The organism is Sulfurovum sp. AR (assembly GCF_000296775.1).
GTDB lineage: Bacteria > Campylobacterota > Campylobacteria > Campylobacterales > Sulfurovaceae > Sulfurovum > Sulfurovum xiamenensis.
Window position 1 is genome coordinate 115449 of record NZ_AJLE01000006.1, and the last position, 12422, is coordinate 127870.

Sequence of the window (12422 nt, forward strand, 5' to 3'; positions counted from 1 at the left end):
GCGCTACTCTCCTTTAACGAGCATTATCTGCTCAGCTAGTTTTTGATGTGCTTGAAAGTTGACTGTCGTCTTCACAGGCGGAGAGACAAAATATCTGCAACTCTCTTTTTCTAATAAAACATATTTATGTTCCGGTCTGTCAAAACTTCCAAAAGCGCACTTGATAAGTAGACTCTCTTCAGATATTTTGTACACCCGTTCAAAGTGTATGAAATACCCATCAAATACCAATGCTTTTTTCGGTAAACATTCTTCTATCCCTGACGTATATTTTACATCATTAAAATTAAAATCTATATTCAACGCTTTAGGTGCTGATTCTTGCGTGCATTTGACATAGACATCATAGATATCTTTTTCCTGTCTCAGCCATCTTGCTTCATACTTACTTGTCACTTCCAATGCTTCATTTTTACGTACCTCTACTTCAACTTTAGGGATAGAAAAGAACGTTTCCAACGCATACCAAAAGTATTTGTCACTGTCTGTACGAAGCTCTAAACGCCCGCCTTTTCTTAATACTCTCATTGACTCATCTAAAAAACTGGGACTGATCACCCTTCTGTGAGGCTTTTTGTCCCAAGGCACAGGGAAATGTACAAAGATCTGTTCACAAACATTCGAAGGCAGCATCTCCAAAAAGAGTCTTGCATCGTAGTTCACCACCCAAATATTGTCAAGCTTTTGCAGCTCTATCTGCTTGAGGACCTGTTGTGCTGAAGGTGTATGGATCTCTAACCCTATAAAAAGCGTATCGGGATTTTTTTTCGCCTGATGAAGCAGATGCCGTCCACTTCCAAAACCTACCTCAACGGAGATCTTCTCTTTGGGATAGGTGATGTTTTCAAAATCCTCTATCTTTTTAAAGTGTTCTGAAGAGAGTGGACTTTTGGTATTGGATATAGCGATATTGGAAGAGAGCACATCCAGGTTCAACGTTGTGGAAACACTCTCCAGTGCCTCTTTGAGAATGTTCACTTTAAGAGGTCTGGTCACTTTGTCATATTTGAGTAAGTAGGCTTTGTCATCGGGTTTGAGTTGAAGTAAGAACTCTTCTCCTGCATGTTCAATACCGATAAGCATATCGCTACGGTTCAGTGCAGTGGCGCAAAAGGTCATCATAGGACTATTTTTTATCTGCTGTTCTATTATAGATGTATCAAAGGGGGTAACTTTTAAGTGTGGCATTGTTCCTGCTTATAATGTAATTTTGGTTATTTCGCTTGGATAAGCGCGTATTTTGTCATAACTTTGTGCGATGATCCGGTAGCTGTATGTATGTCCGCTTCTTACAAAAGTATCAATGTATTCAACCATCAATTGCCCTTGTACCTGTGAAACAAATTTCCATTCAGAACCATCCACCGATCTCTCTACGATATAACTATTGATACTTGTATTTGCATGCGGTTTCCACAGAAGTTTTACCACAGAGGGTGCGACCCTATAGGCTTTCACAAAAGAGACTGCCGAGAATGGAGGCAATGTTCTTACTTCTATCGGCTCACTGTGTCCGGACTCTTTTCCATATGCAAAGGTACTAAATGAGTAACGGTATGTACTGTCGGCATTGACATGCGTATCCACAAAATGGGTTGCATAAGGGTTACCCACCGTGCCTATACGTTGAAAACCTTCTCTCTCTTTCGAAGCATCACTTCTGTAGATGTTGATCCCGTGTATGCGACGGTCATCTATCTTCTTCCATTCAAAACCTACAGAATTCATCCTTGGTAAAGCATGTACCTGTTCGATCGTCTCCAATGAAGGGTCTGTACCATAGGTCATCAATCCCTTGACAGCACCACACCCGTTAAAGGTAATTAAAGAGGTCACCCAGAGTACGAGGATCGATTTTTTCATCTACTTCACCTTGATCGAAATTTTTAGATAAATACATTTTCATATCATCAAAAAGTGGGGCGACAAACTCCATTCTTTCACCGCTTACAGGGTGGACCAGATACAGTAAATATGCATGCAAATTAACTCTAGAAATTTTATCTCTTTTGCTCTTAAATCCATATAAATCATCGCCCAAAATATGGCGGCCAAGCGTATTTAAATGGACCCGTATCTGATGGGTTCTTCCTGTAAACAGTTTTGCTGCAATGAGCTCAACATTATGTTGGCTTGTCAGCAGTTTTACGAAGGCTGTTTTAGCGTTTCTGCCATTTGGGACCACATCCATTTTGAGTCGGTTCTTAGGATTACGTCCTATCGGTTTGTCTACGACTGTATTCTCTTTGAGCGGATGGTCTATCAATGCCAGATAGTAACGTCCCATACTCTTATCCTGTAGCTGTAAACTCAGTGCTTCATGCACCTTGTTGTTCTTGGCCACGACGAGTGCACCCGTAGTCTCTTTATCGATACGGTGTACGATACCATAACGCTCTTCTCCGCTGATGGTGGAAAGAGATATGCCTTTCTGGATCAGCCAATCTACCAGTGTAGGCTCTTTCACCGAAGGGGCAGGATGGACCACAAGGCCAGCAGGTTTGTTCACCACCAAAAGATACTCATCTTCATAGATCACCTCGACATCAAAGTCCACAGGTGCTACCTCACGTTTCTCAGCCTCTTTGAATGCATAGGCTATCTCATCGTCTTCTTCTACCTTGAAGCTTGTTTTTGTGATGGTCTTACTGTTGACGGATACCAGTCCATCTTTGATAAGTTTTTCGATCTGGTTACGGCTTACGTCCAACTGCTTGGCAAGTATCTTGTCTAGACGGCCTGATGCTGTAGCGGTAAATTGATTCATGCTTTTTTCGAAAAAGATCAGTCTGTCTGCTTACAAGGTTCATCAGAGAGAAACTGCTTGCGGACCCAGCCTCTTTGACCATCTGCATCTACTTTACACCATACAGGGTATTTCCATGCCATATAGCTCCTTCTGGTCGCATTCATCTCATCAAGCTCTTTTTGTGTGACTTCTCTTAAACAGCCGAGGTTTTGGACACACTCCTCTGTCCAGACACGGGTATAGATCTTTTTGGCTTTTCGGTTAGGTTCCACACTTAATGCAAGGGACTCACATCTTTTGATGAGCTTCACGGTAAATTCCCGGGGTTGTATTTGCTCCTCAGCCATCAAAGATGCAAACACGAAGCTTAGTAGCAAGAGGTATCTCACAGTACTTCCTCTATATCATCTCGGTTCCAGCGTTCAGGGTCAAAGAAGGTATCATCATGGATATGTTTAAAGGAAGCCTTGAACATTTTAAAGACATCTTTATTCTCTTTCTCAAGCTCGGCCAACCATGCTTTGGTCGCAGCTCTTGCATACGGCATCTTTACCTCTTTTAACATGGCAGGACAGGCTTCATCTCCTATGACCTTCAGGTTATTCTCTTCGGCAAAGGCACGCAGTTGTGTCTCACGTGCTTGGATCAGCGGGCGTATCAGGTGAAAACCTCTGCTTGTTTTATAGATAGGTGCCAAGGCTCTCATGCTTCCATTGTAGAACATGTTCATAAAGAAACTTTCTACCGTGTCATCAAAGTGATGTCCCAGTGCCACCTTGGTGAAACCGCCCTGTTCAGCAAAGCTATAGAGTGCCCCTCTTCTCATACGCGAGAAATAGGAACAGAATGAAGAGTTTTCCCTGATCGTATCATTGGAAATTTCATAGATATTGGTATCAAAAACGGTATGCTTGATACCATACTCTTTACAATGTGCTTCTAAAAAAGCATAATGTTCATCAGGCATACCATATTTCACCGTACACGCTTCAAACTCAAAATGAAAAGGTGCGTGTCGCTGCATGTGTTTCAAGATATGTACAAGCGCCAGGGAATCTTTACCTCCGCTCAGACCGACCAGTACTTTATCACCCTCACCTATTAGTCTGAACTCAGCATTCGTCTTACCTGCCAATTTGAGCAGTTTTTTGCTTATAGGGATGCTTTTAGAGGCAGTACGTCTTTGGTTATCGTTCAAGGGCATCCACCATACTCAAAATAAAATCGGCAGAGATCTTTGCTGAGCTTTCCAAAAATTCATCAAAATTAAAACTTGCATCCATATCGGCACTGTCCGAGATCGCACGTAGAATGAAGAAAGGTACATTTAACGCATTACACACCACCGCAACACTTGCGCCTTCCATCTCTAAAGCATCTGCTTTAAAGGTAGTTCCTATCCAGTTTTTACGCTCTTCGTTTGCCACGAACTGATCTCCGGTTGCTATCACACCCTCTTTAAGGGTCAAACCTTTAGACTTTGCTATATCTTTAGCAATATTTCTTAAACCTACATCTGTAGGGATGCACACTTCTCCTTCAGGTACATAACCAAAAGGATGACCAAAAGCCGTAATATCCAAATCATGCTGACACAAGCCATCTGCGATAATAAGATCTCCAATACTAAGCTCATTAGAAATAGCTCCTGCCACACCTGAAAAAAGAAGCATATCGCATCCAAATTTTTCTATGAGTGTTGTCGCAGTTAATGTAGCAAAAACTTTACCTATTTTAGAATAGGCTACAACAACTTCTTGCCCATGGTAAGAACCTTCATAGTATTTGTTATTTCCATAAACGGTCGTACCTACATTATCCAGTTTATCTATAATAGGTTCTATCTCTTCAGGCATGGCCCCCATGATGGCAATTTTTTGACTGGTCATGATTATCCTAATTTACTGATCTCTTCGATCGCTGTTTCCAAGGATGCCATATCTGAGACAACAAAGTGAGGCTTTGTTGTTGCTTTACGGTTCAGTCCTTTAAGTACACCGCCATGTCCAAACTCAACATAGCAGTCCACAGAATCATCAAAGTTTGCGATAGACTGCTTATAGAGTACAGGAGAGACCAACTGTTTAGGGAGCAGATCTAAAGCTTCTTCTTTGGTATTGTATGTGTTTGCAGTGACATTTGATACCACTGGCGCAATAAACTCATCTTTTAGCACCTCTGTAAGTTTTTTAGACAATGGAGCAGTTGCAGACTCTAACAGAGGACAGTGACTTGCCACGGACATATTAAGCAGCATCGCTCTTTTTGCTTTTGCTTCTTTCAAAAGAGGCGCTAAAACTTCAAGGTCAGACTTAATCCCTGCGATCACTATCTGCCCTTCAGCATTATAATTTACAGGCCATACTTTTAATCCCGCTTCTCTTTGTGCTTCACAGATCTCTTCAACCACTTCATCTGCAAGACCAAGAGATACCATCATCCCCACATCCTGACCGGCACAGGCCTCAGCCATCAGTTTACCACGTAGATTCACCAGTTCTACCGCATCTATCGCATCTATCGCACCTACAGAGACCAGTGCAGAGAACTCACCCAGAGAGTGACCCAATGCATACACAGGCTTGATCGGCATCTCATTTTCAAAAAGCTTGTGTGCGATAGCAGATACAAGCAAAATAGCCGGTTGAGTAAACTCTGTTTTTTCAAGCTTATCATTCTCTTCAAAAAGAAGGTGTTCAAAATCGATACCTGTTCTTTCACTGGCATCAGCCACCATCTTTTTTGCAATATCAGAATTGTTAAAAAAGTCTTGACCCATCCCTACAGCTTGTGAACCTTGCCCCGGAAATAAAAATGCACATTTGATTGACATACGTGTCCTTTAGAAGTATTAAAATATTTTCAGTATTTTACCATCTTTAAATTATGATATGATAGCAATAGATAACATGCTGGAGAATTATCATCAGTAAAAAGTATATTTTATACTATTTGAAAATGGTTAACTATGAGTAAAGCAAAGTTTCCAGTAAAACTTCATGTACTGATTTCAAACAATAACTATCGTGCAATTGATATTAGACGTAGACCACAAAATCTACGTGTATTCAATGGGATCATTGGAGTAGAAAATATTATTATTGACATACTCATTATAGATATGATATGATGAAATACTATAAAAAAGAAGAAGGCAAAATCATCTATCTGCTTTGCCGTCATTCATGCAATAGAAAAGAAGATCAGATACGGTGGATTGAAATCTATACTATCAATGTCAACAAATTAAAGTATGGACACTGTCCAAATTAGCAAAGATAGATGGGGGGGGTATAGGAATAAACCTTTCCCCAGAGACAAAGGAACATTTTTTAGATGAAGACCCAAGAGCATGAAAAATTTATTAGACGATGTATCGAGTTAGCACAGGACTCCCTAGACTCAGGAGACAATCCTTTTGGTTCTGTTGTTGTCAAAAATAATGAGATAATAGCCGAAGCACGTAACTCTGCCATGCATGACGACATCACTGACCATGCAGAAGTGATCGCTATGAGAAGAGCCCAAAAAGCGCTCGGGACTTCTGATCTCTCGGAGTGTACACTCTACTCAAACTGTGAACCTTGTCCGATGTGCTCGTTTATGATGCGTGAACAACATATCAAAGAGGTTGTTTTTGCTCTTCGAACACCGCACATGGGAGGATACTCAAGGTGGGATATTCTCCAGGACCATGGACTGGCAAGATATACACCGGTATTTACCTCTCCTCCAAACGTCATCATAGGAATACTTGAAAAAGAAGCAGCAGAACAATTTGAAAAAGCGGGATGGACAATACATAGAGAATGATCTCGAAATTCCAATGTTCTTCTGTTTATAAAACCTTATAATATATAACTTTTTTAGGTTTTAGCCATTACTTCTTTATCATCTTTTAGGGTGAAGATTATAATTTTTATTTACTTTACCATCTTTAAATTATGATATGATAGTAATACAAAACAAACAGGAGGTTTATCATGAGTAAAAAGTATATTTGTACCGTCTGTGATTACATTTATGACCCTGAGATCGGAGACCCGGACTCAGGGATAGCACCCGGAACTGCATTCGAAGATATCCCCGAAGATTGGGTCTGCCCGGATTGTAATGTGGGTAAAAGTGATTTTGAAGTGCTTACAGAGACATAGTCCGTAAGACTATTTTAACTGTAGCTCCTTCTTTATTGCTTCAAGCAGTTTTTGGAGTTCTATGTGATACTTTCCAGGGTAGATAGGCAGCATATCAAGTTTATCATAGACAAAAATAAGACTGAGAGTTTCAGCCAGCTTGAACATACTCTCAGCCCCAATCAGTTTTGCATGTCTTTCAAGATCTATACAGAACTCTTTGATTTTGCTGATTGATCTTTGATTAACGATCTCTCTAAAGTAAAGATCTGAGCGATCAAAAGTATCTAAGAAGAGTTTCAATTCATTGGTATATGTCAGACCTCTGTTCTTTGTATTTGCTTCTCCTATTACTTTATCCAAGATAGGCAAATCCATCTCTCTTCTTTTTTCGATCATCGCCTCAAGACTCTCTTGTATCTTATTATTTGGGTCTTGACACTTTTCATCATCTTTCTTGAAATGAAGGAGTTTTTCAAGGTCAATCACATTCATCTTTGAGTGTGATCTTACGTCTCTTCGAGCCGTTTTATTGTTAAAAAGAGATATGATCAATTCATAGACACTCTCTTCTGTCACAGGTTTGATCAAATTGGTAGAGACACTGATCATTTTCGACTCTACGATATGCGCATCTTTAAGCAGTACATATTTAAGAGGTATGTTCTGCTGTATACGGGCGATACTATGTTCAAACTCTTCCGTATTTAGATGTTCATCTATAATTAAAATATCATAAGGCGTTAGATCACTTCCCTGTGCTTTAAAAACATCAACCCCCACATCGACATCATAAAGGAAATACTTAAACATTTTTTCAATACTGTGGGCTATGGCTTCATTTTGACAGATCAATAAAACCTTTTTACCCAGCATTGAGATATCTGGTAATCTATAGTGTCTTCTATGTCCCAATTCACTGATCATGAACGGTATATCTAACTGTATATCTGCATCTTTCTCATATACGATCTTTCCATCTAGTATCTCAAGATCATCATGTAAATTGACCTCTAAAAATTTCCGGATCTTCTCTTTTCCGATATGTGTCTCATTGATCGTAAAGGAGATAAACTCTTCATAGACAAAATCTTCAGGGGCATCTAAAGAGAGTACGATCTCGTTTTGGTCGGTATTCTCACAAATAAAAGTGAGTACTTTACTGAGTACACGTAACAATGCATCAGGATCACCTCTCAATTCTCTTGGTATTGTCGATTCCATATCATATATCAGTTCAATATTTTTTTCTTCCCTGATCGTCTCCACAGAAGAAAACAGAGTCATCAAAACAATATTAATATCAAAAAGCTTTTCTATCTTATGCATGTCCATCCCTCCAAACTTCCTAAGAACTATCATATCAAAATATCTTATAAATGTGTATTGATTAGGGATATATTTTACTCTGTAAGTGGTTAATTCTGTATAAAAAAGATCTGGAGTGAAAAGTAAATGTACGCTGTTTGAGCAACGTAGCGCCTATCTTTGATCCAAAGATGACGCTAAAGAAAATGAAGGATTAGTGACAACCACATCCTGAACCACAGCTACCGCCAGCTGCAGGTGCACCACCAACTACGCCAGATGTTACTTCATCTGCAGTTGCTTCTCTTGCACTTAAAACAGTAACTGAGAACATAAGATCTTTACCAGCCAATGGGTGGTTAAAGTCTACATTCACTTCTTTATCATCAAAAGATTTTACTGTAACTTGTACAGTCTGACCATCTTGACCTTGACCATAAAGTGTCATACCCTCTACAAGATCCACCCCTTCGAACTGCTCGATTGGAAGTGTTTGGATTGCTTCTGGGTTTACTTCACCATATGCATCCGCAGCAGCAACCATAATGTCTCCGCTTTCACCTTGAGACATACCTACAAGTGCGTTCTCAAGACCTGGAATGATCTGCCCTTTTCCAATGATAAACTCTAGTGGCGCACCACCTTTGTTGCTGTCTACAACTTCTGTTGTACCTGCTTGCTTTACCTCGTATTCGATACCGACTACACAATTTTCATTTGTTACTGTCATAATGTTTCCTATATATTAGATTTGTGCTATTCTAACCAATCAAACTTTAGTGAGCCTTAGGAAAGAGATATTTTTTCTCTTATTTGACATGAACCAAAGATCTTGAATGTATAAGATCAATCATCCTGCTATCAGTATCTCAGCAGCCTTCATCCATACCATAGAACATGCACACAAAAAAACAAAGGTTATGATATGCTAACACTTTTACCTTTTCCCGTAAATTTTCCTCAAGTCCTCTTTCGCAAAAGGCATATAGGTATGTCTGGTGATAACCACTTTAGTTTTATAGGTTGTCCAATGATAGATCACTGGTACATCCTTTGGGTCAATGTGTATACAACCATGGGACATCCAGTCCACACTCCCTTTATGCAAAGCATGTCCTCTTTTGGTAAACTTCATCATATAATCCATATTATTCACACCGCTCTCGTCAGGAAAATCCTTAGACATATGATAACGCTTTTTTTGAAAGATCGTGAAAATACCCGAGGGGCTTCTAAATTCGGGGGCACCTGAAGTCACAGGACCGCTCCACCATACAGTACCATCACGGTCCACGGCATAAAAACGTCCATCACTTCCACGTTCACGTACAGAAACAACGATAAAATCTTTTCCTGTAAGATCCACGATCTTTTCATTCTCATCACTGATCTGTTTAAAGACCGTTTTAGCGATAGGCATCGTCTCTGTCCCTATGGGTGGCAATATTTCAACCTCTTCACTTGTGATGCCCGCAGTAAAAAGAGTCATAGAAATGAAGAGGATTTTAAATATCAAATGCATTGTCCTAAAGTTTTTTCAATCTTTCTTTAGCGATCTTTGCCGTTTTCTTACCCTTGTAGTTCTCTATAATATTCTCATAAAATGCTTTTGCCTGACCTTTATCGCCAGTCTCTTCAAGGGAAACAGCGGTATGCAGTAGCAGTGTATCTATATAGGAAGCCTTGTCATAGATACCTGCACTCTTTTTAAAATAAAATATCGCATCTTCATACTTCTTGGTGTAATAGGCTATTTCTCCCAAATAATAGTTTGATGCTGCAGGCTTATAGCCTTTTGTATCGGTGATCGTAAATCTTTTTGCTGCTTCATCATAGCGTTTTTTTACAAAATACCGTACCGCTTCACTGTAGAGTTGTGCATTGGTTTTACCCTCAGTGGATCCATTTGCTGTAGGGAGTGTTTCTGTGGTACTTTTTGCCTGACTTTTATGACCCAAAACATTCTGAAACTCTTCTTTACTGACATAGTTCGCGTTGATCTCATCGATCATAGCGGCTAACTTTTGAAGCAAAGCGGTGTTGGATGATTCATTCGTCTCCATAGAAGAGGTGGCTGTGCTTCTGGACTGCTGCAACTCATGGATGGAAGCACTCAATCCCTCTATGATCGTAGTCAGTCCGTCTATTCTTTCATTTTGCTCAGCAATTTGTTGCTGTAGGGAAGCTACACTGGTATTACTGCTTCCTGTAGTCTGTTCATTTACCGTTGGTTCATCCGTTCCAAACCCGTACACAGAAGGTTCGGCATGTACCAAAAGAGTACTTGCAAAAATCATACAAACACTCTGTACTGCAACCCTATTTAGTATACCTCTCATCTCCAGCCTACTTTACTAAACGAATGTCAACTCTTCTGTTTCTTTGATAACAGCTGTCACTGGTTTCAGTACATACAGCATTACTCTCACCAAAACTCACCATTACCATTCTACTTGGATCGATCCCCTGTGCTGCGATACTGTCTCTTACTGCTTTTGCACGCTTTAAGCCCAGGGCATAATTGTACTCATCTGTACCAAATTCATCACAGTTACCTTCTATTTTTATTTTAGAAGCTGCAGTATTGGCTACCTCTATATTATGATTCATATTGTTTTCCATATCCGGAGAGATCGAATAGTCTGCAAAACCAAAATAGATACTTTTGAAACCATCGCTGCTGCTGTTATAATTTGCAGTAGAGCCTGAACCATAGGTATTTTCATCTATACTAACCGTATCACCTTCGATATGGTTTGCATCAGAAATATTGTTTTTACCTGCTAAATCGGGTGCAGGTTGTGCACATCCGATCAAAAGTAATGAAATGAGTGATGTAGTTAAAAGTAGTTTATGTGTCATTGTGTATCCTTTTTGTATTAAAATAGTATCAGAGCAGTCATTACATGACTTTCTGAAAAAAATGTATTACCAATCAATGGATTGAACTTTTCTGTCGTTGAACGGGAAAAGTAAACTCTGCTGACTTGTCAAATTCGTATATCCTATGGAAGAGCTGCGACCTCTCTGTTTAAGGAAGAGTATCACAGATCCATCCGTAGAAAAACGAGGAAACTGATTTGAGCCGGTTGTTGTGATCGGTCTTGTGTCTGAACTTCCTGTAGAGGTAAGGTAAAGATTAAAGGTATTATCCCCAAATGCATTACTGCTCTCCCTGCTGGAGTAGACTATTTTATCTCCATAAGCATCACAGGAATTGTTGTTACGCCCGTGATAGACCACTTGAGAGGTCGGTCCACCCGATATAGACTTTTTAAATACATTTGCATAGCCCAAACGGTTAGAGACAAAAACAATACGACTCTCATCATCTACATACCTGCCGTTCACATCAATACCTTTAAAAGTCGTTATCCTTTTTTTTGATTTGGATGCAAGATCATATTCGTAGATATCTGCCTGTCCTTCAGGTGCCATCGTAAGTAAAAGTTTTGAACCATCATTATTGACATCAGAACAGACCAGCATTCCTTCAGAACTTGCTATCTTCGTTTTTGTCCCATTATAGATGTTGAGCTTATAGAGTGTAGGAAGTGTACCTTTGTAAGAAGTATAATAAATATTTCTCTGTGCTCTGTCCGCCCATTTAGGGAAAAGGTTCAATCCACCTTTGATAATGGTTTTTTTATAACTGAAGGTATAATCAGCCAATCGTATTTCACTGCGTCCTGGTGTTGTATAAACAGCATAGGCAACATAACGATTGATCCAAGAGATACTTGGATATTGCAAAATATTGTTAATATCACTTATCGCTTTATGTATAAGAAACGGCATTTTTTCTTTTGAAGAGATCGCATAGCTTTTTTTAAAGATCTGTGTACCGTTGGATGCTTTTAAAAGCCGTACCAGAAGTTTTGCACCGGATCGTTGGTCCATCGCATACTTAATGACATACTCCTGGCTTTTCAGAGCCGGTATAATATAATCAGAAGAAATCTCACCGATATGGTGTGTATTGTCGGCTAAAAAATGTCCTGAGACCTTAAGATCTGAAAGTAAAATATTAAACACTTTACTGCTCTGTTCAGATGAACCATCCATAAGCGCAATACGTGCACGTTGTTCTACATCTTTTTCTATTTTCAGTGTTGCATCTACCCCGAAAACGTTTAATGTAAAAAAGGTCATTGATGCGAAAATAACTAATAAATATCTCAAAAATATTCCTCTATTTTTAGTGTGTGTTGTGGTCTATATTGTATCCTTGC

General features: G+C 39.5%; 16 protein-coding genes. 3 read left to right on the forward strand and 13 right to left on the reverse strand.

What is annotated here, in order from left to right; translation table 11 throughout:
- Positions 1–3: 3 nt before the first annotated feature.
- From trmB to fabD, 7 genes are read right to left on the reverse strand one after another with little or no spacing between them, the layout of a single operon-like run.
- Complete coding sequence (gene trmB / locus SULAR_RS05600) at positions 4–1188, reverse strand: tRNA (guanosine(46)-N7)-methyltransferase TrmB (protein WP_008243903.1); 1185 nt, start codon at positions 1186–1188, stop codon at positions 4–6.
- Between the two features lie 9 nt (positions 1189–1197).
- Complete coding sequence (locus tag SULAR_RS05605; protein ID WP_008243904.1) at positions 1198–1863, reverse strand: hypothetical protein; 666 nt, start codon at positions 1861–1863, stop codon at positions 1198–1200.
- Positions 1814–2767 (reverse strand): RluA family pseudouridine synthase, encoded by a 954-nt coding sequence (locus SULAR_RS05610; RefSeq protein ID WP_008243905.1) that lies wholly within the window; start codon positions 2765–2767, stop codon positions 1814–1816. The genes SULAR_RS05605 and SULAR_RS05610 overlap by 50 nt, the downstream gene beginning before the upstream one ends.
- Positions 2768–2784: 17 nt before the next feature.
- Positions 2785–3138 carry a hypothetical protein gene (locus SULAR_RS10915; RefSeq protein WP_008243906.1) on the reverse strand — a complete coding sequence of 118 codons (354 nt, stop codon included), beginning with the start codon at positions 3136–3138 and terminating at the stop codon, positions 2785–2787.
- Positions 3135–3947, reverse strand: a complete 813-nt coding sequence (locus SULAR_RS05620) for an ATP-binding protein (protein ID WP_008243907.1) — start codon at positions 3945–3947, stop codon at positions 3135–3137. The genes SULAR_RS10915 and SULAR_RS05620 overlap by 4 nt, the downstream gene beginning before the upstream one ends.
- Positions 3937–4638, reverse strand: a complete 702-nt coding sequence (locus SULAR_RS05625) for a 5'-methylthioadenosine/adenosylhomocysteine nucleosidase (protein ID WP_008243908.1) — start codon at positions 4636–4638, stop codon at positions 3937–3939. Before SULAR_RS05625 ends, SULAR_RS05620 begins: the two co-directional genes overlap by 11 nt.
- Before the next feature lie 2 nt (positions 4639–4640).
- Positions 4641–5582, reverse strand: coding sequence for an ACP S-malonyltransferase (fabD, locus tag SULAR_RS05630; RefSeq protein ID WP_008243909.1), 942 nt, complete (start codon positions 5580–5582; stop codon positions 4641–4643).
- A gap of 135 nt (positions 5583–5717) precedes the next feature.
- On the opposite strand from fabD, the gene SULAR_RS11150 reads away from it, so the two are divergent.
- The 3 genes from SULAR_RS11150 (at position 5718) to rd (ending at position 6903) form a co-directional block, all read left to right on the forward strand.
- Positions 5718–5879, forward strand: coding sequence for a hypothetical protein (locus SULAR_RS11150; protein ID WP_155993791.1), 162 nt, complete (start codon positions 5718–5720; stop codon positions 5877–5879).
- A 206-nt stretch (positions 5880–6085) separates the two neighbouring features.
- Complete coding sequence (locus SULAR_RS05635) at positions 6086–6562, forward strand: nucleoside deaminase (RefSeq protein WP_008243910.1); 477 nt, start codon at positions 6086–6088, stop codon at positions 6560–6562.
- Between the two features lie 170 nt (positions 6563–6732).
- A complete protein-coding gene (gene rd / locus SULAR_RS05640; RefSeq protein ID WP_008243911.1) occupies positions 6733–6903 on the forward strand; it encodes a rubredoxin in 171 nt (56 codons plus the stop codon).
- A 9-nt stretch (positions 6904–6912) separates the two neighbouring features.
- Here rd and SULAR_RS05645 read toward each other — a convergent pair whose 3' ends face one another.
- The 6 genes from SULAR_RS05645 to tolB form a co-directional block, all read right to left on the reverse strand.
- Positions 6913–8211 carry a hypothetical protein gene (locus tag SULAR_RS05645; protein WP_038000197.1) on the reverse strand — a complete coding sequence of 433 codons (1299 nt, stop codon included), beginning with the start codon at positions 8209–8211 and terminating at the stop codon, positions 6913–6915.
- Between the two features lie 193 nt (positions 8212–8404).
- On the reverse strand, positions 8405–8920 hold the full coding sequence (locus SULAR_RS05650; RefSeq protein WP_008243913.1) for a peptidylprolyl isomerase: 516 nt from the start codon (positions 8918–8920) through the stop codon (positions 8405–8407).
- 207 nt (positions 8921–9127) lie between these two features.
- Positions 9128–9712 carry a L,D-transpeptidase gene (locus SULAR_RS05655; protein WP_008243914.1) on the reverse strand — a complete coding sequence of 195 codons (585 nt, stop codon included), beginning with the start codon at positions 9710–9712 and terminating at the stop codon, positions 9128–9130.
- A 4-nt stretch (positions 9713–9716) separates the two neighbouring features.
- Positions 9717–10529 (reverse strand): tol-pal system YbgF family protein, encoded by an 813-nt coding sequence (locus SULAR_RS05660; protein ID WP_008243915.1) that lies wholly within the window; start codon positions 10527–10529, stop codon positions 9717–9719.
- A 7-nt stretch (positions 10530–10536) separates the two neighbouring features.
- Positions 10537–11052 (reverse strand): OmpA family protein, encoded by a 516-nt coding sequence (locus tag SULAR_RS05665; RefSeq protein ID WP_008243916.1) that lies wholly within the window; start codon positions 11050–11052, stop codon positions 10537–10539.
- Positions 11053–11118: 66 nt separating this feature from the next.
- Positions 11119–12372 carry a Tol-Pal system protein TolB gene (gene tolB / locus SULAR_RS05670; RefSeq protein WP_008243917.1) on the reverse strand — a complete coding sequence of 418 codons (1254 nt, stop codon included), beginning with the start codon at positions 12370–12372 and terminating at the stop codon, positions 11119–11121.
- Between the last annotated feature and the right edge of the window lie 50 nt (positions 12373–12422).

What these genes read in the sequence shown, in the direction of transcription:
- SULAR_RS05650 (WP_008243913.1), bottom strand. Translation starts at nt 8,920, where the DNA reads ATGACAGTAACAAATGAAAATTGTGTAGTCGGTATCGAATACGAGGTA.
- SULAR_RS05635 (WP_008243910.1), top strand. Translation starts at nt 6,086, where the DNA reads ATGAAGACCCAAGAGCATGAAAAATTTATTAGACGATGTATCGAGTTA.
- SULAR_RS05605 (WP_008243904.1), bottom strand. Translation starts at nt 1,863, where the DNA reads ATGAAAAAATCGATCCTCGTACTCTGGGTGACCTCTTTAATTACCTTT.
- rd (WP_008243911.1), top strand. Translation starts at nt 6,733, where the DNA reads ATGAGTAAAAAGTATATTTGTACCGTCTGTGATTACATTTATGACCCT.
- SULAR_RS05665 (WP_008243916.1), bottom strand. Translation starts at nt 11,052, where the DNA reads ATGACACATAAACTACTTTTAACTACATCACTCATTTCATTACTTTTG.
- SULAR_RS05645 (WP_038000197.1), bottom strand. Translation starts at nt 8,211, where the DNA reads ATGCATAAGATAGAAAAGCTTTTTGATATTAATATTGTTTTGATGACT.
- trmB (WP_008243903.1), bottom strand. Translation starts at nt 1,188, where the DNA reads ATGCCACACTTAAAAGTTACCCCCTTTGATACATCTATAATAGAACAG.
- SULAR_RS11150 (WP_155993791.1), top strand. Translation starts at nt 5,718, where the DNA reads ATGAGTAAAGCAAAGTTTCCAGTAAAACTTCATGTACTGATTTCAAAC.
- fabD (WP_008243909.1), bottom strand. Translation starts at nt 5,582, where the DNA reads ATGTCAATCAAATGTGCATTTTTATTTCCGGGGCAAGGTTCACAAGCT.
- SULAR_RS05625 (WP_008243908.1), bottom strand. Translation starts at nt 4,638, where the DNA reads ATGACCAGTCAAAAAATTGCCATCATGGGGGCCATGCCTGAAGAGATA.
- SULAR_RS05660 (WP_008243915.1), bottom strand. Translation starts at nt 10,529, where the DNA reads ATGAGAGGTATACTAAATAGGGTTGCAGTACAGAGTGTTTGTATGATT.
- SULAR_RS05610 (WP_008243905.1), bottom strand. Translation starts at nt 2,767, where the DNA reads ATGAATCAATTTACCGCTACAGCATCAGGCCGTCTAGACAAGATACTT.
- SULAR_RS05655 (WP_008243914.1), bottom strand. Translation starts at nt 9,712, where the DNA reads ATGCATTTGATATTTAAAATCCTCTTCATTTCTATGACTCTTTTTACT.